Origin of the sequence: Pseudomonas sp. PSB18 (genome assembly GCF_014596565.1) — a bacterium.
Lineage (GTDB): Bacteria > Pseudomonadota > Gammaproteobacteria > Pseudomonadales > Pseudomonadaceae > Aquipseudomonas.
The window spans coordinates 250,529-275,414 of sequence record NZ_NOIN01000002.1; the positions used below are offsets into that span (position 1 = coordinate 250,529).

Genomic DNA, 24,886 nt, shown 5'->3' on the forward strand with positions numbered 1-24,886 from the left:
TTCATGATTGGATTGAACACCGCAGCGGTCTACGTGCTGCAAACCCTTGGCAGCCTCTACCTGCTGATCGTGCTGATGCGTTTCGTGCTGCAACTGGTCCGAGCCAATTTCTACAACCCGCTGTGCCAGTTCGTCGTCAAGGCCACCCAACCGCTGCTCAAGCCCCTGCGCCGGATCATCCCGAGCCTGTTCGGCCTGGACATGTCCTCGCTGGTACTGGCAATCCTCGTGCAAATGGCGCTGATGGCCTTGACCCTGCTGCTCACCTACGGCACCACCGGCAACCCGCTGCAACTGCTGATCTGGTCGATCATCGGCGTAACTGCGCTGTTCCTGAAGATTTTCTTCTTCGCCCTGATCATCAGCGTGATCCTGTCCTGGGTCGCCCCGGGCAGCCACAACCCGGGCGCCGAGCTGGTGAACCAGATCTGCGAACCGGCCCTGGCCCCGTTCCGTCGCATCGTGCCGAACCTCGGCGGCCTGGATATTTCGCCGATCCTGGCGTTCATGGTGCTCAAACTGCTCGACATGCTGGTGATCAACAACCTCGCGGCGATGACCATGATGCCGGATATCCTGCGCGTCCTGATCTGACCTGACCCTGTGGCCTGATCGTTCCCACGCTCTGCGTGGGAATGCTGCCAAGGACGCTCCGCGTTCTGCCTTGGGATGACGCAGAGCGTCACGGGATGCATTCCCACGCAGAGCGTGGGAACGATCAGCATCAGTCAGCGATTTCCTTGGTTGCCGCTAACCCCAGCGGTCTTTAGACTTACGCCTCATTTCAACGAGAGCAGGGTCGATGCCAGCTGCCTTTCCCCCCGATTCCGTTGGTCTGGTGACGCCGCAAATGGCGCATTTCAGCGAGCCCCTGGCCCTGGCCTGTGGCCGTTCGTTGCCAGCCTATGACCTGATCTACGAAACCTATGGCACGCTCAACGCCACGGCGAGCAATGCCGTGCTGATCTGCCACGCCTTGTCGGGGCATCACCATGCCGCCGGCTACCACAGCGTCGACGACCGCAAGCCCGGCTGGTGGGACAGTTGCATCGGCCCCGGCAAGCCGATCGACACCAATCGGTTCTTCGTGGTCAGCCTGAACAACCTGGGCGGCTGTAACGGCTCCACCGGCCCCAGCAGCCTCAACCCGGACACCGGCAAGCCGTTCGGCGCCGATTTCCCCGTGCTGACCGTGGAAGACTGGGTCCACAGCCAGGCCCGCCTGGCCGACCGTCTCGGTATCGGCCAATGGGCAGCCGTGATCGGTGGCAGCCTGGGCGGTATGCAGGCCCTGCAATGGACCATCACCTACCCGGATCGCGTGCGCCATTGCCTGGCAATCGCCTCGGCCCCCAAGCTGTCGGCGCAGAACATCGCCTTCAACGAAGTGGCGCGCCAGGCGATCCTTACCGACCCGGAGTTCCACGGCGGTTCGTTCCAGGAGCACGGCGTGATCCCCAAGCGCGGGCTGATGCTGGCGCGAATGGTCGGGCACATCACCTACCTGTCCGACGACTCCATGGGCGAGAAATTCGGCCGCGGCCTCAAGAGCGAGAAGCTCAACTACGACTTCCACAGCGTCGAGTTCCAGGTGGAAAGCTACCTGCGTTATCAAGGTGAGGAATTCTCCGGGCGCTTCGACGCCAACACCTACCTGTTGATGACCAAGGCCCTGGACTACTTCGATCCGGCGGCGAACTTCGACGATAACCTGGCGAAGACCTTCGCCGGTGCCACCGCCAAGTTCTGCGTGATGTCGTTCACCACCGACTGGCGCTTCTCCCCGGCCCGCTCCCGGGAACTGGTGGACGCGCTGATGGCCGCGCGCAAGGACGTCTGCTACCTGGAGATCGACGCGCCCCAGGGCCACGACGCCTTTCTGATTCCGATCCCGCGCTACCTGCAGGCGTTCGGCAACTACATGAACCGTATTACGCTGTGAGGACGCCATGAGAGCCGATCTGGACATCATCCAGGAATGGATCCCCGCCGGCAGCCGCGTGCTCGACCTGGGCTGCGGCAACGGCGAACTGCTGACCTGGCTGCGGGACAACAAGCAGGTCACCGGCTACGGCCTGGAAAACGACCCGGACAACATCGCCGAGTGCGTCGCCAAGGGCATCAACGTCATCGAACAGGACCTGGACAAGGGCCTGGGCAACTTCGCCAGCAACAGTTTCGACATCGTGGTCATGACCCAGGCCCTGCAAGCGGTGCACTACCCGGACAGGATCCTCGACGAAATGCTCCGGGTCGGACGTCAGTGCATCATCACCTTCCCCAACTTCGGACACTGGCGCTGCCGCTGGTACCTGGCGAGCAAGGGCCGCATGCCGGTGTCGGAGTTCTTGCCCTACACCTGGTACAACACGCCGAACATCCACTTCTGCACCTTCGAGGATTTCGAAGCGTTGTGCCGCGAACGCCAGGCCAAGGTCATCGATCGCCTGGCGGTGGATCAGCAGCACCGCCACGGGTGGGCCAGCAAGCTATGGCCTAATCTATTAGGTGAAATAGGCATCTATCGGGTCAGCAGCCCAGGCCTTGCCGATCATCAGGTCGCCGTGTGAACCCCGACCCTGTTCCCAGGAGCACAACATGAAACGTCTCGCGTTGTTCCTCGTCACTGCTTGCCTTTGCGCCGGCGTCATGGCCGCTGACGCCATCAAGGCCGAGCGCAAGGAAGTGTTCGGTGACGTCACCGTGCACTACAACACCTTCAATTCCACCTTCCTGACATCGGACATCGCCGAGGCCGCCAAGCTGGTCCGCAGCAAGAACCAGGGCGTGATCAACGTGTCGGTGATCAAGGATGGCAAGCCGCTGACGGCCGAGGTCAGCGGCACGATCAAGGACCTGACCAGCAAGACGGTCCCCCTGGCGTTCCGCGAAATCAGCGAACAAGGCGCGATCTACTACATCGCCCAGTATCCGGTAGAGCAGCAGGAAACCCGTACCTTCGAGATCAAGGTCAAGACGGGCGACAAGGTCAACACCCTCAACTTCAACCAGGAGCTGTTTCCGGCCGAATGATGAACCTCACCCAACTCGTACTCGCCAGCCATAACGCCGGCAAACTCAAGGAACTCCAGGCCATGCTCGGCGGATCGGTGCACCTGCGCTCGATCGGTGAGTTCAGCCAGGTGGAGCCGGAAGAAACCGGTCTGTCGTTCGTCGAGAACGCGATCCTCAAGGCCCGCAACGCCGCGCGCATTTCCGGCCTGCCGGCGCTGGCCGACGATTCCGGGCTGGCGGTGGATTTCCTCGGCGGCGCGCCGGGCATCTACTCGGCCCGTTACGCCGACGGCAAGGGTGATGCAGCGAACAATGCCAAGCTGCTCGACGCCCTCAAGGACGTGCCTGAAGCCGAGCGTGGCGCACAGTTCGTTTGCGTCCTGGCGTTGGTGCGACATGCCGATGATCCGCTGCCGATCCTCTGCGAAGGGCTGTGGCAGGGACGCATCCTCACCGAGGCCAGCGGCGAGCACGGCTTCGGCTACGACCCGCTGTTCTGGGTGCCGGAGCGCAATTGTTCCAGCGCCGAACTGGGTCCGGTGGAAAAGAATCAACTGAGCCACCGCGCCCGCGCCATGGCCCTGCTGCGTCAACGCCTGGGCCTGCAATGAACAATGACTCCCCCGCGCCGCTGATTCATGGCGGCGCACACACGCCACGGGCGCCGCTGCCAGTGCTGCCGCCCTTGGCGTTGTACGTCCACATCCCGTGGTGCGTACGCAAATGCCCGTATTGCGATTTCAACTCCCACACCGCCAGCCCGCAGTTGCCGGAAGAAGAGTACGTCGATGCCTTGTTAGCCGATCTCGACCAGGATCTGCACGGGGTCTATGGTCGCAAACTGAGCTCGATCTTCTTTGGCGGCGGTACCCCCAGCCTGTTCAGCGCCCAGGCCCTGGGCCGGCTGCTAAAGGGTGTCGAGGCGCGGATAGCCTTTGCCGACGACATCGAAATCACCCTGGAGGCCAACCCCGGCACCTTCGAGCAAGAGAAATTCGTGGCTTACCGGGCCTTGGGCATCAATCGCCTGTCCATCGGTATCCAGAGCTTCCAACAAGCCAAGCTCGAAGCCCTGGGCCGGATCCATAACGGTGACGAGGCGGTGCGTGCCGCCGACATGGCCCGCCAGGCCGGGTTCGATAACTTCAACCTTGACCTGATGCATGGCCTGCCCGACCAATCCCTCGACGATGCCTTGAGCGATCTGCGCCAGGCCATCGCCCTGAAGCCCACCCATCTCTCCTGGTATCAGCTGACGCTGGAGCCGAACACGGTGTTCTGGAACCAGCCGCCAACGTTGCCGGAAGACGACACGTTGTGGGACATCCAGGAAGCCGGACAAGCGCTGCTGGCCGAGCACGGCTACGCCCAATACGAAGTGTCGGCCTACGCCCAACCGGGTCGGGCGGCACGGCATAACCTCAACTACTGGAGTTTTGGCGACTTCATCGGCATCGGCGCCGGCGCCCATGGCAAGCTCAGCCATCCGGACGGGCGCATCGTGCGCACCTGGAAGACCCGCCTGCCCAAGGACTACCTCAACCCGGCCAAGCGCTTCCTGGCCGGCGAAAAGACCCTGGCCAACGAAGAACTGCCCTTTGAATTCCTGATGAACGCCCTGCGCCTGACCGAAGGCGTGGACGCGCGGCTATACCCGGAACGCACCGGCCTGCCCCTGCAAAGCCTGGCCGAAGGTCGCCGTGAAGCCGAACAAAGCGGGTTGTTGCAGGTCGAACCGTCACGTCTGGCGGCCACCGAGCGCGGACAGCTGTTTCTCAATGACTTGCTGCAGAAATTTCTGAGCTGATCAACACAAGGAAATCGAATGGATCTGGTACTCGACCTGCTCGCCACCGTGTCCCGCTGGAGCCGCAGCAACCTGTCGGAAATCTCCCTGGCATTGGTCGGCTGCCTGCTGGTGCTGTTCGGCGCAGACATCAAGGCCTGGGTCGAACAACGCCTGGGCAGCATCGCCGGCGCATTGCGCGTCCCGCTGATCGCCCTGTTGTGCATGATTGGCAGCGGCGCGGCACTGATCTACGCCACGCCGTGGGTGGTGCGGGGGCTGAGCCAGTTCAACAACTACAGCCTGGCGCCGGTGCTGTTGGTGGTGCTGGTGTTGATCGGGGTGGTGGCGGATCGTCGCTGACCTTCGCAGCGCCCTGAAACAACTGTGGGAGCAAGGCTTGCCCGCGATGCATACGACCCGGATTCAGTTTGATACCGAGGCGCTGCTATCGCGGGCAAGCCTTGCTCCCACAAAGCTCTCTCCCACAATTATGGCTTAGGACTGCTTCTCGAACTTCAGATCCCAGACCCCATGCCCAAGTCGTTCACCACGGCGCTCGAACTTGGTGATCGGCCGTTCGGCCGGGCGCGGCACGCACTTGCCGTCTTCGGCGAGGTTGCGATAACCCGGGGCGACGTTCATCACTTCCAGCATGTATTCGGCGTAGGGTTCCCAGTCGGTGGCCATGTGCAGCACCCCGCCGACCTTCAACTTGCTGCGCACCAGCTCGGCGAACGAAGACTGGACGATACGGCGCTTGTGGTGACGGCTCTTGTGCCACGGGTCCGGGAAAAACAGCATCAACCGGTCCAGGCTGTTGTCGGCTATGCAACGGTTGAGCACTTCGATAGCGTCGCAATCGTAGACCCGCAGGTTGGTCAGCCCTTGGGTCAGCACGCCATTGAGCAATGCACCGACGCCCGGACGGTGCACTTCCACACCGATGAAATCCTGCTCCGGCGCAGCAGCGGCCATTTCCAGCAGCGAGTGGCCCATGCCAAAGCCGATTTCCAGCGAGCGCGGGGCCGAGCGACCAAACACCTGGTCGAAGTCCACCGGCGCATCAGCCAGGGGCAGGACGAACAATGGCGCGCCCTGCTCCAGGCCGCGTTGCTGGCCTTCGGTCATGCGCCCGGCGCGCATCACGAAACTCTTGATGCGGCGGTGTTGGCGCTCTTCGCCTTCGTCCGGCTGGACAGGCGTGTCGTTCGATTCAGTCATCAATGGCTCTTACTTGATCAGACCATCCAGCGGCGAGGAGGCGCTGGCGTAAAGTTTTTTCGGCATGCGGCCGGCGAGATACGCCAGGCGCCCGGCGACAATGGCGTGCTTCATGGCTTCGGCCATCAGGATCGGCTGCTGGGCGTGGGCGATGGCGGAGTTCATCAGCACCGCTTCGCAACCCAGCTCCATGGCGATCGTCGCGTCGGACGCGGTACCGACGCCGGCATCCACCAGCACCGGGATCTTGGCTTCTTCAAGGATGATCTGCAGGTTGTAAGGGTTGCAGATCCCCAGGCCCGTACCGATCAGGCCTGCCAGCGGCATGACCGCGATGCAGCCGATTTCCGCCAGTTGCCGGGCGATGATCGGATCGTCGCTGGTGTACACCATGACGTCGAAACCTTCCTTGACCAGGGTTTCGGCAGCCTTGAGGGTTTCGATCACGTTGGGGAACAGGGTCTTCTGGTCGGCCAGCACTTCCAGCTTCACCAGGTTGTGGCCATCGAGCAGCTCACGGGCCAGGCGGCAGGTGCGCACGGCCTCGATGGCGTCGAAGCAGCCGGCGGTGTTGGGCAGGATCGTGTAGCGATCCGGCGGCAGGATATCCAGCAGGTTCGGTTCGCCCGGGTTCTGGCCGATGTTGGTCCGACGCACCGCAACGGTGACGATTTCGGCGCCCGAAGCCTCGATGGCCAGGCGGGTTTCTTCCATATCGCGGTACTTGCCGGTGCCAACCAGCAAGCGCGACTGGTAGGTACGACCGGCCAGGACGAAGGGCTTGTCGCTACGAACGATGCTCATGGGAAATCCTCTGTTGGGATGAGGTTCTTGCGAAATGCTGCGAAACCGCTAGCCGCCGCCGATGGCGTGCACGACTTCAACCTGGTCACCCTCGTTGAGGGCGGTGTCGGCATGCTGGCTGCGCGGGACGATATCCAGATTGAGTTCCACCGCGACACGGCGTCCGGTGAGATCCAGACGGGTCAGCAGGGCCGCAACGGTCTCACCGTCGGGCAATTCAAAGGGTTCGCCGTTCAACTGAATGCGCATGCCGGATGCCGCCATCATTTTTAGGGGCTGGCATTCTAGCCCGATCAGCCTGGGTGACCCAAGCCATTCGTCATGAAATGGACCGTCCGGTCAACCCAGCCGCCAGGCGGCGAGCCCCAGGCACAACCAGCCAATCAGGAACGCCACACCGCCGAACGGAGTGATAATGCCCAGTTTGCTGATACCCGTGAGCGTCAACAAGTACAAGCTACCGGAGAACAGCAGAATGCCGACCACGAACGAAATGCCGGCCCAGGTGACGATGCGGCCGGGTATGTGTGTGGCCAGCAGCGCGACGCCCAGCAACGCCAGGGTGTGCACCAATTGATAGGTGACGCCTGTATGGAAAATGGCCAGGTAGTCGGCGCTCAGGCGGTTCTTCAGGCCATGGGCGGCGAAGGCCCCCAGGGCGACGCCCGTGAAGCCGAAAAAGGCAGCCAGCATCAGAAAGCTACGCAGCATGAGAACTCCAGTCAGACTCGGTGGACAGGGTCTGTATAATGGCCCGCTCGACGGGTTCGGCCAAGCCATCTCTATGCTGCGTACATTGTTTCGACGATTCCTCAAAGCCCTGCTCTGGTTCGCCGTCGGCAGCGTTGTCCTGGTGCTGCTATTGCGCGTGGTACCGCCGCCGTTCACAGCGCTGATGATCGAGCGCAAGGTTGAATCCTGGGTCGACGGCGAACCGATCGACCTGCAACGCACCTGGCAGCCCTGGGACCAGATCTCCGACAGCCTCAAGGTCGCGGTGATTGCTGGCGAAGACCAGAAATTTCCCGAACACTGGGGCTTCGACATCGGCGCGATCCAGGCCGCATTCGCCCATAACGGCCGCGGCGGTTCGATTCGTGGCGCCAGCACTCTCAGCCAGCAAGTCTCCAAGAACCTGTTCCTGTGGTCGGGCCGCAGCTGGCTGCGCAAGGGCTTCGAAGCCTGGTTCACCGCGCTGATCGAGGTGCTCTGGCCCAAGCAGCGGATTCTTGAGGTGTACCTCAATAGCGTGGAGTGGGATGACGGCGTATTCGGTGCAGAAGCCGCGGCGCGACACCATTTCCGTGTTGGCGCCAATGCCTTGTCCCGGCAGCAGGCAAGCTTGCTGGCGGCGGTACTGCCCAACCCTCGAAAATGGAGCGCCAGCCGGCCAAGCCCCTATGTACTGCGGCGGGCAAGCTGGATACGCCAGCAGATGAGCCAATTGGGGGGCGACAGTTACCTGCTGGGACTCAATGATTCGCGACGGGCGCCCTGGGCCCAGTAGCCCAGGCACTGAAAGTCCCTGCTTATGATCGTTCCCACGCTCCGCGTGGGAATGCAGCACGGGACGCTCCGCGTCCCCAAGCGTGACGCGGAGCGTCCAGGATGCGTTCCCACGCAGAGCGTGGGAACGATCACACAACCAAAAACGCCCCGATCATCGCTGATCGGGGCGTTTTTTATTGCCGTTGTGCCGGTTAAGCCGCAATCGACAACTTGAGCTTGTTCATCGCACTTTTCTCAAGCTGGCGAATCCGCTCCGCCGACACGTTGTACTTCTGCGCAAGGTCGTGCAGCGTGGCCTTTTCCTCTGCCAGCCAGCGCTGGTAGAGAATGTCGCGACTGCGCTCGTCCAGCACTTCCAGGGCTTCGTGCAGGTTGGTGTTGGAGTTGTCGCTCCAGTCGGCGTCTTCCAGCTGACGCGCTGGGTCATACCGGTGGTCTTCCAGGTAGTTGGCCGGCGATTGGAAGGCGCTGTCGTCGTCCGCTTCGGCGGCCGGGTCGAAGGCCATGTCCTGGCCGGTCAGGCGACTTTCCATCTCGCGGACCTCACGAGGTTCCACACCCAGGCTTTCGGCCACCCGATGGACTTCTTCGTTGTTCAGCCAGGCCAGACGCTTCTTCTGGCTGCGCAGGTTGAAGAACAGCTTGCGCTGGGCCTTGGTGGTCGCGACCTTCACGATGCGCCAGTTGCGCAGGATGAACTCGTGGATTTCCGCCTTGATCCAGTGCACCGCGAACGATACCAGGCGCACACCCATTTCCGGGTTGAAGCGCTTGACCGCTTTCATCAGGCCGACGTTGCCTTCCTGGATCAGGTCGGCCTGGGCCAGCCCGTAGCCGGAATAGCTGCGGGCGATATGTACGACAAAACGCAGGTGGGCGAGCACCATTTGCCGAGCCGCCTCAAGATCCTGCTCATAATAGAGACTCTCGGCCAGTTCACGCTCCTGCTCGGGTGTCAGCAAGGGAATGCTGTTCACCGTGTGCACATAGGCCTCCAGGTTCGCACCCGGGACCAGAGCATACGCAGGTTGCAAAGAAGTGGTCATACGAAAAAACCTCCGACTCACATAACTCGTGCAGTTCAGCACTGCGAAAATTGACCGGGAACCGTAGGACAAGTTCCCACAAAAACTGAAAGGTCAATACGCGCAAAATGACTCTATTTTGGCGCAAGCTCACGCAAGTGGCGTGCGACCGCAATCCATGCACCGATATAACCCAACAGCACCGCGCCAAGCAAGAGCGACAGACCGTCGGCGACTGGCACTCCGGCCAGCGCGAAATCACTGCCGTACAAACCGGCCAGCCCCACTACCGCATCGTTCAGCCAGTCCAGGCCGAACGCCAATACACCCCAGGACAGGATCCCGGCACCGAAGCCATACAGCGCGCCCATATAGAGGAAGGGCCTGCGCACATAACTGTCCGTGCCGCCGACGAGTTTAATCACTTCTATCTCGGTGCGGCGGTTTTCAATATGAAGACGAATGGTATTGCCTATCACCAAAAGTAATGCAGACACCAGCAGCACCGTCAGGCCGAAGACAAACCGGTCACCGAGCTTGAGGATCGCCGCAAGACGCTCGACCCAGACTAAATCAAGTTGCGCCTGTTGTACCTTCGGCAACTCGGAAAGTCTTTGTCTTAATGCTTCAAGGGTCGGCTTGTCGACTTCCTTCGGCGTCACCAGCACTACGCCCGGCAATGGGTTTTCCGGCAGTTCCTTGAGCGCCTCGCCCAGGCCGGACTGCTGCTGGAACTCCTCGAGTGCCTGGTCGCGGCCGATGTATTCGGCATCGGCCACGCCCGGCATGGCCTTGATCTGCTCGAGCAGCGTCTGGCCATCGCCCGGCGTCGCCTCCAATTGCAGGTACAGGGAAATCTGCGCCGCGCGCTGCCAGGAACCGCCAAGACGCTCTACATTATTCAGCAGTAATGACAGCCCCATCGGCAGGCTCAGGGCGACCGCCATGACCATGCAGGTGAAGAAACTGCCTATCGGCTGTTTACCCAGGCGTCGCAGGCTGTCGAGCAGGCTGGCGCGATGGCTTTCGATCCAGGCATGCAGCAGCGTGCTGAAGTCCGGGCCGTCGTCATCGTCGCGTTTTTTCTTTTGCGGTTGCGGATCGGAGGCCTTCGGGGCCACGCGCTCGGCCACTTTCGGGCTGCGGGTTGCGCTCATACGCCAGCCTCCCCGTCACCGATCAAACGGCCGCGCTGCAAGGTGAGCATGCGGTGGCGCATGCGTGCGATCAGGGCCAGGTCGTGACTGGCAATCAGCACGCTGGTGCCCAAACGGTTGATGTCTTCGAATACGCCCATGATTTCCGCCGCCAGACGCGGGTCGAGGTTACCGGTAGGTTCGTCCGCCAGCAGCAAGGCCGGGCGGTGAACGATGGCGCGGGCGATACCGACGCGCTGTTGCTGGCCGGTGGACAGGTCGCCTGGGTACAAGTCGGTCTTGTCCGACAGGGCTACGCGCTCCAGGGCCGAATCCACCCGCTTGTTGATCTCGGCCTTGGACAGGCCAAGGATCTGCAAGGGCAACGCCACGTTGTTGAACACGGTACGATCGAACAGTAGCTGGTGATTCTGGAACACCACGCCGATCTGCCGCCGCAGGTAGGGGATCTGGGCGTTGCTGATGGTGCTCAGGTCCTGGCCGGCCAGCAGCAGCTTGCCGGTGGTGGGCCGCTCCATTGCCAGCAGCAGGCGCAGCAATGTGCTTTTACCGGCGCCGGAATGGCCGGTGACGAACAGAAACTCACCTCGACGCACCCGAAAGCTCAGCTCATGCAGGCCGACGTGACCATTCGGATAGCGTTTACCGACCTGTTCGAAACGAATCATGAATGCTCCCGCTCGGCAAACAGCGCCTGGACAAAGGGCTCGGCTTCAAAGGTACGCAGGTCGTCGATGCCTTCGCCCACGCCGATGTAGCGGATGGGCAGGCCGAACTGCTTGGCCAGGGCGAAGATCACTCCGCCCTTGGCGGTGCCGTCGAGCTTGGTCAGGGCCAACCCGGTCAGTTCGACGGTCTGGTTGAATTGCTTGGCCTGGTTGATGGCGTTCTGGCCGGTACCGGCGTCCAGCACCAGCAGCACTTCGTGGGGTGCGTCGGCATCGAGCTTGCCGATCACCCGACGAACTTTCTTCAACTCTTCCATCAGGTTGTCTTTGGTGTGCAGGCGACCGGCCGTGTCGGCGATCAGCACGTCGATGCCACGGGCCTTGGCGGCCTGCACGGCGTCGAAGATCACCGAAGCGGAATCGGCGCCGGTGTGCTGGGCGATCACCGGGATCTTGTTGCGCTCGCCCCACACTTGCAACTGTTCTACGGCAGCGGCGCGGAAAGTATCGCCGGCGGCCAGCATGACCTTCTTGCCTTCAAGTTGCAGTTTCTTCGCCAGCTTGCCGATGGTGGTGGTCTTGCCGGCGCCATTGACGCCGACCACCAGGATCACGAACGGTTTGTTCTGCGAAGCGATCACCAGCGGCTGCTCCACCGGCTTGAGCAGGTTGCCCAGCTCGGCTTGCAGGGATTTGTACAACGCGTCGGCATCGGTCAATTGTTTGCGCGCGACCTTCTGGGTCAGGCTCTGGATGATCACCGACGTCGCCTCGACGCCGACATCGGCGGTCAGCAGGCGGGTTTCGATGTCATCCAGCAACTCGTCGTCGATGACCTTCTTGCCCAGGAACAGGCTAGCCATGCCTTCGCCAATGCTGGCGCTGGTCTTGGACAGGCCTTGCTTGAGGCGCGCGAAGAAACCGACCTTGCCTGGCTCGGAGGAAGGCGCCGGCTCGACGACGACTGGTGTATCAACCACGACGGGGTCGGCCTGGGGAGTGGCAGGGGCAACCATGACTGGCGGCACCTCGACAACAGGCTCCGCGACAGCTGGCGTCGGGGCTGGAATCGGCGGCGTGACATGGGGCTGCGCGTCCTCGACCAGTGCCACCGGCTCTTCCGCTACCGGCAGGGTCAGCCAGGGGCTTTGCCCGACGGGTGGAGTCAGCGGCTGCTCGGCCGGCGGCGCGGCAACGGGCTCAGGCTCGGCCGGTTGCAACACGGGTTCGGCCAGCGGCAGAACGATCGGCGCAGCGTCTTCGGCCACCGCCTCGGCGGCAGGTTCAGCGGCGGGCTCGGGGAGCGGTTGCGACTGCTCGACGACGGTTTCCTGCGGCTTCTTGCGCAGCCATCCGAACAGGCCTTTTTTCTCGCCAGCCTCAGCTGGGGTCTTCTTGTCGTCGTTGGAACCAAACATGGAGGACGGCTATCTCACGGTAGCGACGCGCCACGAGGGCGCCTCGGTGATGAATATTCGATGCTGAACAGACTGCGTTTCATCCAGCTTGTTCACGCGCAACAGATTGTCGAAATGTCCCCAGGACACCTCATCGTCGATTTTTTCGAAGGACTGGCAAGGCATCGTCGGCGAAAACGCAGGGATCCACGGAAAAACCCGATGCTTCTGCGCAAAACCCGGACAACCCTGGGCCGATAAAAGGCCCGATAGGCGTGGCCGCCAGTAAAACGGAACAGTATCCTAGCACCCTCTCGCCCGCCGACGCTAAGACCTAGCGGGCAGCCCAACAGGTTTAAACACGAATGAATGCTCTTGCCCGCCGCGTTGCAGGCCTGCTGTTCAGCACAGTTTGTCTGCCCCTTTCAGCCTTGGCTGCCGATCCACAACCCACCCATGAATTCACCCTCGACAACGGCCTGAAGGTCGTGGTGCGCGAAGATCATCGTGCGCCGGTGGTGGTCTCCCAGATCTGGTACAAGGTCGGCTCCAGTTATGAAACACCGGGCCAGACCGGTTTGTCCCACGCCTTGGAGCACATGATGTTCAAGGGCAGCGAAAAAGTCGGCCCCGGCGAAGCATCGCTGATCCTGCGGGACCTGGGCGCCGAGGAAAACGCCTTCACCAGCGATGACTTCACCGCTTATTACCAGGTGTTGGCCCGGGATCGCCTGGGGGTGGCCTTCGAGCTGGAAGCCGACCGCATGGCCAGCCTGCGCCTGCCGCCCGAAGAATTCAGTCGCGAGATCGAAGTCATCAAGGAAGAGCGCCGCATGCGCACCGACGACAAGCCGATGTCCAAGGCCTTCGAGCGCTTCAAGGCCATGGCTTATCCGGCCAGCGGCTACCACACGCCGACCATCGGCTGGATGGCCGACCTGGACCGCATGACCGTCCAGGAACTGCGCCACTGGTACGAATCCTGGTACGCACCGAACAATGCCACCCTGGTGGTGGTCGGCGACGTGACGCCGGACGAGGTCAAGGCCCTGGCCCAGCGTTATTTCGGTCCGGTTCCCCGGCGTGATGTGCCCACGGCGAAGATTCCCCTGGAGCTGGCCGAACCCGGCGAACGCCAGATCACCTTGCATGTGCAGACCCAGCTGCCCAGCCTGATGCTGGCCTTCAACGTGCCGAGCATCGCCACCGCAACGGATAAGCGTTCGGTCAACGCCCTGCGGCTGATCTCGGCCTTGCTGGATGGCGGCTACAGTGGCCGGATTCCAACCCAGCTGGAGCGCGGGGAAGAACTGGTGTCCGGCGGCTCGTCGAGCTACGACGCCTACACCCGTGGCGATACGCTGTTCACCTTGTCGGCGGCGCCCAACACCCAGAAGAACAAGACCATGGCCCAGGCCGAAGCCGGCCTGTGGCGCTTGCTGGACCAATTGAAAACCACCGCCCCGACCGCCGAGGAGCTGGAGCGCGTCCGCGCCCAGGTGATCGCCGGCCTGGTGTACGAACGCGATTCGATCACCAGCCAGGCTACCGCCATCGGCCAACTGGAAACCGTCGGGTTGTCCTGGAAGCTGATGGACACCGAACTCGCCGAGTTGCAAAGCGTAACCCCGCAAGACATCCAGAAGGCAGCCCAGCTGTATTTCACCCGCTCGCGCCTGAGCGTTGCGCACGTCCTGCCCGAGGAGAAAGCTCATGAGTGAGCGCAAATCATCACGCTTGCTGCTGATCGGCCTGGTGGTCATTGCCCTGGTCGCCGCCCTGGCCTTCTACCTGTCCCCCGCCACTGACGTCACTGCCAGCCAGGCCCTGGATAACGCCAAGTCCGGCAACAAACTGCAATCGCTGGCGGAGTTGGACGGCAAGGCGCCCGGCCACCGCCAGCTCGACGTGCAAGCCTGGAAAACCGCCGACGGCGCCAAGGTGCTGTTCGTCGAGGCTCGCGAACTGCCGATGTTCGACCTGCGCCTGACCTTCGCCGCCGGCAGCAGCCAGGACGGCAACGCCCCCGGCCTCGCACTGCTGACCAATGCCATGCTCAACGAAGGCGTGGCCGGCAAGGACGTCAGCGCCATCGCCGAAGGGTTCGAAAACCTTGGCGCGGACTTCGGCAACGGTGCCTATCGGGACATGGCCGTGGCCTCCCTGCGCAGCCTCAGCGCGGTGGACAAGCGTGAACCCGCCCTGAAGCTGTTCGCCGAAGTGGTCGGCAAACCGACCTTCCCCGCAGACTCCTTCGCCCGTATCAAGAACCAGATGCTCGCCGGTTTCGAGTACCAGAAACAGAATCCCGGCAAGCTGGCGGGGCTGGAACTGATGAAGCGCCTGTACGGTGACCACCCTTACGCCCATTCCAGTGACGGCACCGCAGAAAGCATTCCACCGATCACCCTGGCCCAGGCCCGTGCCTTTCACGCCAAGGCCTATGCTGCCGGCAACGTAGTGATTGCATTGGTGGGGGATCTGTCCCGCACCGAGGCCGAGGCGATTGCCAACCAAGTGTCCGCCGCGCTGCCCAAAGGTCCGGCCCTGGCAAAAACCCTGTCCCCAGTGGAACCGAAGGCGAGCGTCAGCCACATCGAATTCCCGTCCAAGCAGACCAACCTGATGCTCGCGCAACTGGGCATCGACCGGGACGACCCGGACTATGCGGCCGTGTCCCTGGGTAACCAGATCCTAGGTGGCGGTGGTTTCGGCACGCGATTGATGACCGAAGTACGGGAAAAACGCGGCCTGACCTACGGCGTATATTCCGGTTTCACCCCGATGCAAGCTCGCGGCCCGTTCATGATCAACCTGCAGACCCGCGCCGAAATGAGCGAAGGCACACTCAAGCTGGTGCAGGATGTGTTCACCGACTACCTGAAGAACGGTCCGACCGAGAAAGAGCTCGATGACGCCAAGCGCGAGCTGGCCGGCAGTTTCCCGCTGTCCACCGCGAGCAACGCCGACATCGTCGGCCAACTCGGAGCCATGGGCTTCTATGACTTGCCGCTGAGCTACCTGGAAGACTTCATGCGCAAGTCCCAGGCGTTGACGGTCGAACAGGTCAAGGCAGCACTGAACAAGCACCTGAGCACCGACAGAATGGTCATCGTCACCGCCGGTCCGACCGTGCCGCAAAAGCCGCTGCCGGCCCCCACTGACAAACCTGCCGAGCAACCGCTCGGGGTTCCGGAGCACTAATGGCCCGCCCATCCAATTCCAGCAAGAAACCCGCTCACAACGGCATCAATCAGCTACGCATCATCGGCGGTGAATGGCGCAGCCGGCGTCTGAGCTTTCCCGACGCCCCGGGCTTGCGCCCGACACCGGACCGGGTGCGTGAAACCCTGTTCAATTGGCTCGCACCCTACGTGGCAGGCGCCCGGGTGCTCGACCCGTTCGCCGGCAGTGGCGCGCTGTTTCTCGAAGCCCTGTCCCGTGGCGCCGCCATGGGCCAGGCCCTGGACGCCAGCAGCCTGGCGGTTTCCAGCCTGAAAGAGCACCTGGGCACCCTGCGTTGCACGGTCGGCCAGGTGCAGACGGCGGATGCCTTGCGCTACCTGGACAGCCAACCGGCCAGCCCTTTCGACCTGGTGTTTCTCGACCCGCCGTTCAACCAGAACCTGTTGCCGACGATCTGCGCATTACTCGAAGAACGCCAGTGGCTGGCCGAGGATGCCTGGGTCTACACTGAAAGCGAAACCGCTCCGTCGACCCTCGGCTTGCCGAGCAATTGGCGCTTGCATCGCGAGCAGAAATCCGGACGGGTGTACTACGCATTATGGCAACGCATGGCAGAAGCCGTCGGCTGACGGCTGGCCGCAGCATCGAGAACAATAATAATGGCCGCTGCATCTGAACGCTTCATCCCCGCCAGGGGCCTTGGCAACCCCCACTTGCAAACCCTGTGGGGCCCGTTATGGCGCAAGACCACGCACATCGTTCGCCAACGCGAACGCTTGTGGCTGGACGACGATGACTTCCTCGATCTCGACTGGCATGGCCCCCACAGCGCCAAGGCACCACTGGTACTGGTGCTGCACGGACTGACGGGCTCCTCCAACTCGCCTTATGTGGCCGGTTTGCAACAAGCCCTGGGCCGTCAGGGCTGGGCCAGCGTCGCGCTGAACTGGCGCGGTTGCTCAGGCGAACCGAACCTGCTGCCCCGCAGCTACCACTCCGGCGTCAGCGAAGACCTGGCCGCCGTCATCGCTCACCTGCGGGCGCGACGGCCCCTGGCGCCGCTGTTTGCAGTGGGTTATTCGCTCGGCGGCAATGTGCTGCTCAAGCACCTGGGAGAAACCGGCAACGACAGCCAACTACTCGGCGCCGTGGCCGTTTCGGTGCCGTTTCGTCTCGACCAATGTGCCGACCGCATCGGGCAAGGGTTTTCCAAGTTCTATCAGGCGCATTTCATGCGGGAGCTGGTGGCTTACGTGCGCAACAAGCAACGCCGGTTCAAGCACGATGGCCGTCACGAAGGGCTGGCCACCCTGGCGGCGCTGGGCCCACTGGAAAACATGCGCACCTTCTGGGACTTCGACGGCCGGGTGACTGCGCCGCTGCACGGCTTTTCCGATGCCTCGGACTATTACCGTCGCGCGTCCAGCCGCTATTACATGAGCGAAATCAACACACCGACCCTGGTCATCCAGGCCGCCGACGACCCTTTCGTATTTCCCCACAGCCTGCCCGAACCCGACGAACTCTCCGCCTCCACCCGACTTGAACTGCATGCCAAAGGTGGGCATGTAGGCTTTGTCGAAGGCACCTTGCGCTCGCCCGGGTACTACCTGGAGCGACGCATTCCCCAGTGGTTGGCAAGCCTGGGTCACGGATGAACCGCCGCCAACACAACTCCCCTGTGGGAGCGAGCCTGCTCGCGATAGCGGAGTGTCAGTCACCTCAATGCTACTGACCCGCCGCTATCGCGAGCAGGCTCGCTCCCACAGGGACTAGTGCCGGCAGGAAGAAACAGGCCGACTGCAAGGCCCTCGCCTCGCTTTTGCTTTTGCTTTTGCTTTTGCTTTTGATCTTCAGGCCCCGTTAACCACGCTGGCCGAACGCAGGCATTGCGCAGTGGGCAACCCGGCATGGATGCCGGGTTAGCCGCGCTGGGCCATGGATGGCCCTTCGCGGCGGGCCCACGGAGCAATGCCGGAGTGAGGGCACACCGAGCCTAGGCGAGGTGCCGAGTGGTGGGGCAAAGACCTTTTGGTTACTTTTGGGGCGTTTGCCAAAAGTAACCCGCTGTAAGAGCGGAACCGCCAGAGGCCATAACCGCAGCAACGGATAAGTACCCGATCGACAACACCAGGTCCCCATTGCGGCTATTCACCCTTCGCCACCCCACGCCCCGAATCATTAATCCACTCACTCCACGACCCGGCATACAACCTCCCCAACGGATACCCCGCCAGGCACAAAGCAAACAGGTTATGACACGCAGTCACCCCCGAGCCGCAATAGGCCACCAACTCAGTCGGCGAACGCCCCCCCAATTTCTCGGCAAAACGCTGCCTGAGCCGATCAGCCGGCAAAAAACACCCATCAGCGCCAAGGTTGTCAGTAAATGCCGCACACTGCGCTCCCGGAATATGTCCGGCCACCGGGTCGATCGGCTCGACTTCACCCTTGAAACGCGGCAACGCGCGAGCATCCAGAAGCGTCATCTCCGCCTGGCCGAGGCGCTGTTGCAGCGCCTCGGCGTCGAGCAACAGGGCGTCATCGGGCGAACCGCTGAACGCCCCACGGTTGCCCGCTGGCGGATCGAGACTCAAGGGCAAACCATTGGCATGCCAAGCCTTGAGCCCACCGTCGAGCAGGTACACGCCCTCGCGTTTGCCCAGCCAGGCCAGCAACCACCAGGCCCGGGCCGCATAGGCACCGGGGCCATCGTCGTACAACACGATGTCGCTGTCGTTGTCGATGCCCCAGGCCCGCAAGCGCTCCATCAATGCTTCGGGTTCCGGCAGCGGATGACGCCCGGTCACCCCCTTGATCACCGAGCCACTCAGGTCGCGCTCAAGGTCCGCGAACGACGCACCGGCAATATGCCCCTCGGCGTAGCTGCGCTGGCCATAATCCGGGTCATCGAGGGCGAAACGGCAATCGAGGATCACCAGTCCGGGCTGAGTCCTCCTCTGTTCGAGGGCTTGAGGGCTGATGAGTTGCGCGATGGGCATGACGAGCTCCTGTGGCGGAATGTGTGGCCTGTAGGGTCAGATCCGATTCCTACTGCCCTTCCTCCAGGGTCTGGGGCAGAGGGACGTAATACTCTTTGAACAGTGCATCCACCGCTTCGCGGGCCTGATCGGTCACGAAGCCGGCCTCCAGCACCAACACCTGGTACACCCCGCGCTTGATGGCCTGCTCACTCAAATGATTGGAGTTTTCCCGCGTGGTACAAAGAAACCGCACCCAGGAGGTCAGGATGATCCAGGCATTGAGGGTCAGGGACTCGATCTGCACCCGGTCCATCTTCAGGATGCCGGCTGCGACGAAGCCCTCGTAGATGGCGGTCCCGTGGATCAGGCAACGCTGGGAGAACCGGCGATAGCGAGCCGCGAGGTCCGGATCGCTGTCGAGCAGATGCTCCAGGTCCCGGTGCAGGAAGCGATAGCTCCACATCGCCGACAGCAGCTCCTGGAGATAGAAGCGCTTGTCCTCCACCGTGGCCGCCCGGCCCTGGGGCGGGCGCAGGAAACTGTCCACCAGGTTTTCGTATTCGCTGAACAGCACGGCGATGATCGCCTGCTTGTTAGGGAAGTGGTAGTAGAGGTTACCCGGGGACATGTCCATGTGGGCGGCAATGTGGTTGGTGCTGACACTGCGCTCGCCCTGCTGGTTGAACAGCTCGAGGCTGTTTTGCACGATGCGCTCGCTGGTTTTCATTCGTGTGACCATGGCTTGGGCTTTAATTCGACGAAAGCATTGCGGCATCTTACGACCTATCGCCCGGAGGACAAACCCATAGCCATCATGGATGTCATTTGACTTTCTAGAGCATAAGCTCTAGAAAACACCCACACTAATAAGAACTGGTGCCTGACGATGCCCGCCGACATTGCTTATCTGCACGATTCCCAACAGCAACTGAATGAGCTGCAGTCACGCTTCGAGGCACAACGCCAGGCCTATGCCGCTCATCCGATGCCTCCGGTAGATCAGCGCCGGCAATGGCTCAAGTCTCTCCGGGAGATGCTGAGCAACGAACGGCAGGCCCTGATCGACGCCATCAGCGAGGATTTCAGCCACCGCAGCGCCGACGAAACGCTGTTGGCCGAGCTGATGCCAAGTCTGCACGGCATCCATTATGCCAGCCGACACCTCAAGGGCTGGATGAAACCCTCCCGACGCAGGGTAGGCATGGCCTTCCAACCGGCGTCGGCCAAGGTGATCTACCAACCGCTGGGCGTGGTCGGAATCATTGTGCCTTGGAACTACCCCTTGTTCCTGGCCATCGGGCCGTTGGTCGGGGCGTTGTCGGCGGGCAATCGGGTGATGCTCAAGCTCAGCGAAGCCACACCTGCCACCGGACTGTTGCTCAAGCAATTGCTGGCACGGATCTTCCCCCAGGACCTGGTGTGCGTGGTACTCGGTGAGACAGATGTCGGCGTAGCCTTCTCCAGGTTGCCGTTCGATCACCTGTTGTTTACCGGCGCTACCAGCATCGGCAGGCACGTCATGCGGGCCGCCGCCGAGAATCTGACCCCCGTCACCCTGGAACTGGGTGGAAAGTCGCCCGCCATCGTGTCCACCGATGTGCCCCTGAGCGATGCCGCCGAGCGCATCGCCTTCGGCAAAATGCTGAATGCCGGGCAAACCTGTGTCGCGCCAGATTACGTGTTGGTGCCGAAAAACCGCGTCGGCGAATTCGTCGATGCCTATCGCGAGGCGGTTCGCAGGCTGTATCCGACCCTGGCTGACAACCCGGACTACACCGCGATCATCAACGAACGACAACTGGCACGACTCAACGGCTACATCAGCGACGCGACCGGCAAGGGCGGATTGCTGATCGAATTGTTCGACCAGGGCCAGGGACGCCGCATGCCTCACAGCCTGCTACTCAATGTCAGCGACGACATGACCGTCATGCAGGACGAGATCTTCGGCCCGTTGCTGCCTATCGTGCCCTATGACGACCTGGACCAGGCTTTTGCCTACATCAATCAACGGCCTCGTCCATTGGCGCTCTACTATTTCGGCTACAACAAGGCCGAGCAGAATCGCGTACTCCACGAAACCCATTCCGGCGGCGTCTGCCTGAACGACACCTTGCTGCACGTTGCCCAGGACGACTTGCCATTCGGAGGCGTCGGTCCGTCGGGGATGGGGCATTACCACGGGCACGAAGGTTTCCTGACCTTCAGCAAAGCCAAGGGCGTGCTGAGCAAACAACGCTTCAATGCCGCCAGACTGATTTATCCGCCCTATGGCAAACCGCTCCAGAAGTTGATTCAGAAGCTGTTTGTCCGTTAACCGGTGTCTGCGCGGGAAATAACAATAATGAACCCAAGCCTGACCGATACACCCGCGCTGTCACGGCGTGGTCTGCTGAAATTCAGCTTCGGCGCCAGCGTATTCCTGAGCACAGTGGGACTGGGGGCCAGCCTGAGCGGTTGCTCGCCAGGCCAAGCGGCCAAGGGCCTTGCCGCCCTGCGGGACAGCGACCTGCCGTTTTTACGCGCGCTCATTCCCGTGATGCTGGAGGGCGCCGTGACCGTTGAGCAGCGCACCGCCGCTGCTGACGCCACCTTGGGAAGCCTGGATACCGGCCTCGCCCACCTTTCTCCGCCCATGCTCAAGCTCACTCGCCAACTGTTCGACGTCCTTACTCTGGGTATTACCCGCGGGCCGCTGACCGGTGTCTGGGGCTCGTGGGAAAACGCCAGCGCCGATGACATCCGCCAGTTCCTCGATCGCTGGGAAAACAGCTCATTGAACCTGTTGCGCCAAGGCCACAGCTCATTGCTGCAAATGGTGATGATGGCGTGGTACAGCCGGGCCGAGGCTTGGACACACTGCGGGTATCCAGGGCCACCCACGGTTTGAGACCCACCGAAATCCCTGTGGGAGCGAGCCTGCTCGCGATGGCGGTAGGTCGGCAACATTGCTGTTGACGGATACACCGCTTTCGCGAGCAGGCTCGCTCCCACAAGAGGCCCATCGCACATCCATCACAACAAGAGAGCCCGAACATGCCCGTACCCGACCCCTTCCGCGAGGGCCTTGCCCGCGGCTGGACCACCTACAACGGTGCTCGACTGAGCCAGGATCTGACCCTGGAAGCAGACGTGGCAATCATCGGCAGCGGCGCGGGCGGCGGTACCACGGCAGAGATTCTCAGCGCGGCCGGCTACAACGTGTTGTTGATCGAGGAAGGCCCGCTCAAGACCAGCAGCGACTTCAAGCTGCTCGAGGACCAGGCCTACACCAGCCTGTACCAGGAAGGCCTGGGGCGCATGAGCAAGGATGGCGCCATCACCATCCTCCAGGGCCGGGCCGTGGGCGGCACGACCTTGATCAACTGGACCTCGAGCTTCCGCACACCGGACCAGACCCTCGATCACTGGGCGGCCGAGCACAACGTCAAAGGGCACAGCTCCGCCGAGATGGCGCCCTGGTTCGAACGGATGGAGCAACGGCTAGGCGTGGCGCCGTGGCTGATTCCACCGAATGCCAACAACGACGTCATCCGCAAAGGCTGTGAACGATTGGGTTATAGCTGGCACGTCATCCCACGCAACGTGCGCGGCTGCTGGAACCTGGGCTATTGCGGCATGGGCTGTCCGACCAACGCCAAGCAGTCGATGCTGGTCACCACCATTCCGACCCTGCTCGACAAAGGCGGCGCGCTGCTTTACCTGGCGCGGGCCGAGCGCCTGACCCTCAATAACGATGCAGTCGTCGACCTGCAATGCCTGGCCATGGACGAGCACTGTGTGGCGCCGACCGGGCGGCGCATTACCGTCAAGGCGCGCCACTACGTACTCGCCGGCGGCGGCATCAACAGCCCGGCATTGTTACTGCGCTCCGATGCGCCAGACCCATACGAACGCCTGGGCAAACGGACCTTCCTGCATCTGGTGAACATGTCGGCCGCGCAATTCGAAGAGGTCATCAACCCGTTCTATGGCGCGCCACAATCGATCTATTCGGATCACTTCCAATGGCAGGACGGCGCTACCGGCAAAATGTCCTACAAACTCGAAGTGCCCCCCTTGCACCCGGCCCTCGCCGCCACGCTGCTGGGCGGTTTCGGCACACAGAACGCCGCTCACATGGCGCAACTGCCCCATACCCATGCCATGCTGGCGTTGCTGCGCGACGGCTTTCACCCGGACAGCCCCGGCGGCAGCGTCGAGTTGCGCAGCGATGGCACGCCGGTGCTCGACTACCACGTGTCACCCTACGCCTGGGACGGTTTGCGCCGCGCGTTCCACAGCATGGCCGAGATTCAGTTCGCCGGCGGTGCCCGGGCGGTCATGCCGCTGCACAGCGATGCCCGCTACGTGAAAAGCCTGGCCGAAGCCCGTACCCTGATCGACGGGCTGGACCTGGCCTTGTATCGCACACGCCTGGGCAGCGCCCATGTGATGGGCGGTTGCGCGATGGGCGAAACGCCGCAAACCGCTGTCGCCGATAGCCTCGGCCGTCATCATCAACTCAGCAACCTTTCGATCCACGACGGCTCGTTGTTCCCCACCAGCATCGGTGCCAACCCGCAATTGTCGGTGTATGGCCTGACAGCGAAACTGGCGACATCCCTGGCCGAACGTCTGAGAAATCCATGAATATCCCGATCATTCGCAGCGTCTATAGTGCTTTCTTATCCCACAGCCGACTTGGCCGACCGAGAAGGCTGCGATACCATCCGACTCCCCAACGGACTCCCGCCAGGACGACGCGATGAACCGAGTGTTGTACCCAGGTACCTTCGACCCTATTACCAAGGGCCATGGCGATCTGGTCGAACGCGCCGCGCGCCTGTTCGATCATGTGATCATCGCCGTTGCCGCCAGCCCGAAGAAAAACCCGCTGTTCCCGTTGGAACAACGCGTGGAGCTGGCCCGTGAAGTCACCAAGCATCTGCCCAACGTAGAAGTGGTCGGCTTCTCCACACTGCTGGCGCACTTTGCCAAGGAACAGAACGCCAATGTGTTCCTGCGCGGCCTGCGAGCGGTTTCGGACTTCGAATACGAATTCCAGCTGGCCAACATGAACCGCCAGCTGGCCCCGGACGTCGAAAGTCTTTTCCTGACGCCGTCGGAACGTTACTCGTTCATCTCATCGACCCTGGTGCGTGAAATTGCGGCCCTGGGCGGCGACATCACCAAGTTCGTCCACCCGGCCGTGGCCGATGCGCTGACCCTGCGCTTCAAGAAATAAACCCGCTGCTGCGATCCACTTCGCGGTAGCACGAGCGCAGTCCATCGCACCCGCGTGCACTGCGCTCGCCAATGCGGCACAATTGCGCATATTCGTTTTCAGATGCCCGGGCCCAACGCCCCGGCAGGAGCCTGCATGTCCCTGATCATCACCGACGACTGCATCAATTGCGACGTCTGCGAACCCGAATGCCCGAATGAAGCCATTTCACAAGGCGAAGAGATCTACGTCATCGACCCGAACCTGTGCACCCAGTGCGTCGGCCATTACGACGAGCCCCAGTGCCAGCAGGTCTGCCCGGTGGATTGCATTCCGCTGGACGAAGCCCATCCGGAAACCGAAGAACAGTTGATGGCGAAATATCGCAAGATCACTGGCAAGGCTTGAGCCAGAAGGTTTTGTAGCGCCTGCACCGGCCTCATCGCGAGCAGGCTCGCTCCCACAAGGTATTTGGACCAGGCACACCTGTTATGGACATGGCAGATCCCCTGTGGGAGCGAGCCTGCTCGCGATGAGGCCATCAGGACCACCATCACTCCTGTTGCTCGAACCCTTCCCCAACACACCCCAGGCACCGCACAAAGGTGGCCTTGGCCGGGTCCACTACCAACGCTTTCCCCGCATCACCAACCCCACCGCCCAGTGCGGTAAAGGGCAACGACACCACGAACGCCCCCGCACCGATCACAGTAGCGGCGAGCAGCAGCGGCCGGGCGATCAACAAGTCGCCGATCATGGCGAAGGCGGGCGGATTCTGGATGGTGTAGCGCGGATCGCCACTGCCGCTGTTCGCCAGGGCAGGCAAACCCAGGGTCAGCAGCAGCATTAAAACAACAGGTCGAAGCAGTCTCATGGGGTCGATCCTTCGGCTGATCAGTATGACTACTGACTATAGACCGTAGGA

At 62.2% G+C, this 24,886-nt stretch carries 28 protein-coding genes; 17 read left to right on the top strand and 11 right to left on the bottom strand.

The features are described from left to right. The first annotated feature begins 3 nt into the window (after positions 1-3). The 7 genes from CGA22_RS05220 (at position 4) to CGA22_RS05250 (ending at position 5,164) form a co-directional block, all read left to right on the top strand. Entirely contained in the window at positions 4-594 is a 591-nt protein-coding gene (locus CGA22_RS05220; protein WP_041023978.1) for a YggT family protein, read from the top strand. 208 nt (positions 595-802) lie between these two features. After that, positions 803-1,942: a homoserine O-succinyltransferase MetX gene (locus tag CGA22_RS05225; RefSeq protein WP_041023979.1), complete on the top strand. Its 1,140-nt coding sequence runs from the start codon at positions 803-805 to the stop codon at positions 1,940-1,942. 7 nt (positions 1,943-1,949) lie between these two features. Then, positions 1,950-2,570, top strand: a complete 621-nt coding sequence (metW, locus tag CGA22_RS05230) for a methionine biosynthesis protein MetW (protein WP_041023980.1) — start codon at positions 1,950-1,952, stop codon at positions 2,568-2,570. Positions 2,571-2,598: 28 nt separating this feature from the next. Next, positions 2,599-3,033 (top strand): DUF4426 domain-containing protein, encoded by a 435-nt coding sequence (locus CGA22_RS05235; RefSeq protein WP_041023981.1) that lies wholly within the window; start codon positions 2,599-2,601, stop codon positions 3,031-3,033. Continuing rightward, on the top strand, positions 3,030-3,626 hold the full coding sequence (gene rdgB / locus CGA22_RS05240) for an RdgB/HAM1 family non-canonical purine NTP pyrophosphatase (protein ID WP_041023982.1): 597 nt from the start codon (positions 3,030-3,032) through the stop codon (positions 3,624-3,626). Before CGA22_RS05235 ends, rdgB begins: the two co-directional genes overlap by 4 nt. Then, positions 3,623-4,822 (top strand): radical SAM family heme chaperone HemW, encoded by a 1,200-nt coding sequence (hemW, locus tag CGA22_RS05245; RefSeq protein WP_041023983.1) that lies wholly within the window; start codon positions 3,623-3,625, stop codon positions 4,820-4,822. The genes rdgB and hemW overlap by 4 nt, the downstream gene beginning before the upstream one ends. Before the next feature lie 18 nt (positions 4,823-4,840). After that, positions 4,841-5,164: a DUF3392 domain-containing protein gene (locus CGA22_RS05250; protein ID WP_024778900.1), complete on the top strand. Its 324-nt coding sequence runs from the start codon at positions 4,841-4,843 to the stop codon at positions 5,162-5,164. 135 nt (positions 5,165-5,299) lie between these two features. Here CGA22_RS05250 and trmB read toward each other — a convergent pair whose 3' ends face one another. From trmB to CGA22_RS05270, 4 genes are all read right to left on the bottom strand, one after another. Next, positions 5,300-6,025: a tRNA (guanosine(46)-N7)-methyltransferase TrmB gene (gene trmB, locus CGA22_RS05255; RefSeq protein ID WP_041023984.1), complete on the bottom strand. Its 726-nt coding sequence runs from the start codon at positions 6,023-6,025 to the stop codon at positions 5,300-5,302. Between the two features lie 9 nt (positions 6,026-6,034). Then, positions 6,035-6,829, bottom strand: a complete 795-nt coding sequence (locus CGA22_RS05260; protein WP_003177480.1) for a thiazole synthase — start codon at positions 6,827-6,829, stop codon at positions 6,035-6,037. Positions 6,830-6,877: 48 nt separating this feature from the next. Continuing rightward, entirely contained in the window at positions 6,878-7,078 is a 201-nt protein-coding gene (gene thiS / locus CGA22_RS05265; RefSeq protein WP_024778903.1) for a sulfur carrier protein ThiS, read from the bottom strand. A gap of 90 nt (positions 7,079-7,168) precedes the next feature. Continuing rightward, a complete protein-coding gene (locus CGA22_RS05270) occupies positions 7,169-7,540 on the bottom strand; it encodes a DUF423 domain-containing protein (RefSeq protein ID WP_041023985.1) in 372 nt (123 codons plus the stop codon). A 73-nt stretch (positions 7,541-7,613) separates the two neighbouring features. Between CGA22_RS05270 and mtgA the strand changes: the two genes are divergently transcribed. Further along, the gene (gene mtgA, locus CGA22_RS05275; protein WP_041022755.1) at positions 7,614-8,336 is read left to right on the top strand and encodes a monofunctional biosynthetic peptidoglycan transglycosylase; all 723 of its coding nucleotides are present in this window, start codon (positions 7,614-7,616) and stop codon (positions 8,334-8,336) included. A gap of 193 nt (positions 8,337-8,529) precedes the next feature. On the opposite strand, the gene rpoH is transcribed toward mtgA, so the two are convergent. From rpoH to ftsY, 4 genes are all read right to left on the bottom strand, one after another. Beyond that, positions 8,530-9,384, bottom strand: coding sequence for an RNA polymerase sigma factor RpoH (rpoH, locus tag CGA22_RS05280; RefSeq protein ID WP_024778906.1), 855 nt, complete (start codon positions 9,382-9,384; stop codon positions 8,530-8,532). A 113-nt stretch (positions 9,385-9,497) separates the two neighbouring features. Beyond that, a complete protein-coding gene (gene ftsX, locus CGA22_RS05285; protein ID WP_041019982.1) occupies positions 9,498-10,520 on the bottom strand; it encodes a permease-like cell division protein FtsX in 1,023 nt (340 codons plus the stop codon). Continuing rightward, positions 10,517-11,188, bottom strand: a complete 672-nt coding sequence (gene ftsE / locus CGA22_RS05290) for a cell division ATP-binding protein FtsE (RefSeq protein ID WP_024778908.1) — start codon at positions 11,186-11,188, stop codon at positions 10,517-10,519. Before ftsE ends, ftsX begins: the two co-directional genes overlap by 4 nt. Beyond that, a complete protein-coding gene (gene ftsY, locus CGA22_RS05295) occupies positions 11,185-12,606 on the bottom strand; it encodes a signal recognition particle-docking protein FtsY (protein ID WP_041019983.1) in 1,422 nt (473 codons plus the stop codon). Before ftsY ends, ftsE begins: the two co-directional genes overlap by 4 nt. A 344-nt stretch (positions 12,607-12,950) precedes the next feature. Here ftsY and CGA22_RS05300 point away from each other — a divergent pair, with 344 nt between their 5' ends. The 4 genes from CGA22_RS05300 to CGA22_RS05315 are packed head-to-tail and all read left to right on the top strand — an operon-like array spanning position 12,951 to position 17,429. Further along, positions 12,951-14,306: a M16 family metallopeptidase gene (locus CGA22_RS05300; protein ID WP_041019984.1), complete on the top strand. Its 1,356-nt coding sequence runs from the start codon at positions 12,951-12,953 to the stop codon at positions 14,304-14,306. Continuing rightward, complete coding sequence (locus tag CGA22_RS05305; protein WP_188258501.1) at positions 14,299-15,789, top strand: M16 family metallopeptidase; 1,491 nt, start codon at positions 14,299-14,301, stop codon at positions 15,787-15,789. The genes CGA22_RS05300 and CGA22_RS05305 overlap by 8 nt, the downstream gene beginning before the upstream one ends. Beyond that, complete coding sequence (gene rsmD, locus CGA22_RS05310; protein ID WP_041019986.1) at positions 15,789-16,400, top strand: 16S rRNA (guanine(966)-N(2))-methyltransferase RsmD; 612 nt, start codon at positions 15,789-15,791, stop codon at positions 16,398-16,400. Before CGA22_RS05305 ends, rsmD begins: the two co-directional genes overlap by 1 nt. Positions 16,401-16,430: 30 nt before the next feature. Beyond that, positions 16,431-17,429, top strand: a complete 999-nt coding sequence (locus CGA22_RS05315) for a hydrolase (RefSeq protein WP_041019987.1) — start codon at positions 16,431-16,433, stop codon at positions 17,427-17,429. A 489-nt stretch (positions 17,430-17,918) separates the two neighbouring features. On the opposite strand, the gene CGA22_RS05320 is transcribed toward CGA22_RS05315, so the two are convergent. Beyond that, positions 17,919-18,773 (bottom strand): sulfurtransferase, encoded by an 855-nt coding sequence (locus CGA22_RS05320; protein WP_041021445.1) that lies wholly within the window; start codon positions 18,771-18,773, stop codon positions 17,919-17,921. 49 nt (positions 18,774-18,822) lie between these two features. After that, the gene (locus tag CGA22_RS05325) at positions 18,823-19,494 is read right to left on the bottom strand and encodes a TetR/AcrR family transcriptional regulator (RefSeq protein WP_024780447.1); all 672 of its coding nucleotides are present in this window, start codon (positions 19,492-19,494) and stop codon (positions 18,823-18,825) included. A 147-nt stretch (positions 19,495-19,641) separates the two neighbouring features. Here CGA22_RS05325 and CGA22_RS05330 point away from each other — a divergent pair, with 147 nt between their 5' ends. The 5 genes from CGA22_RS05330 (at position 19,642) to CGA22_RS05350 (ending at position 24,369) form a co-directional block, all read left to right on the top strand. After that, a complete protein-coding gene (locus CGA22_RS05330; protein ID WP_041021446.1) occupies positions 19,642-21,072 on the top strand; it encodes a coniferyl aldehyde dehydrogenase in 1,431 nt (476 codons plus the stop codon). Positions 21,073-21,099: 27 nt separating this feature from the next. Further along, on the top strand, positions 21,100-21,645 hold the full coding sequence (locus CGA22_RS05335) for a hypothetical protein (protein WP_041021447.1): 546 nt from the start codon (positions 21,100-21,102) through the stop codon (positions 21,643-21,645). A 146-nt stretch (positions 21,646-21,791) separates the two neighbouring features. Continuing rightward, positions 21,792-23,387, top strand: a complete 1,596-nt coding sequence (locus tag CGA22_RS05340) for a GMC family oxidoreductase (RefSeq protein ID WP_041021448.1) — start codon at positions 21,792-21,794, stop codon at positions 23,385-23,387. A gap of 115 nt (positions 23,388-23,502) precedes the next feature. Continuing rightward, a complete protein-coding gene (coaD, locus tag CGA22_RS05345) occupies positions 23,503-23,982 on the top strand; it encodes a pantetheine-phosphate adenylyltransferase (protein WP_040071510.1) in 480 nt (159 codons plus the stop codon). A 135-nt stretch (positions 23,983-24,117) separates the two neighbouring features. Then, positions 24,118-24,369, top strand: a complete 252-nt coding sequence (locus tag CGA22_RS05350; RefSeq protein WP_003206534.1) for a YfhL family 4Fe-4S dicluster ferredoxin — start codon at positions 24,118-24,120, stop codon at positions 24,367-24,369. Between the two features lie 145 nt (positions 24,370-24,514). On the opposite strand, the gene CGA22_RS05355 is transcribed toward CGA22_RS05350, so the two are convergent. Beyond that, positions 24,515-24,835, bottom strand: coding sequence for a hypothetical protein (locus tag CGA22_RS05355; RefSeq protein ID WP_041021449.1), 321 nt, complete (start codon positions 24,833-24,835; stop codon positions 24,515-24,517). Between the last annotated feature and the right edge of the window lie 51 nt (positions 24,836-24,886).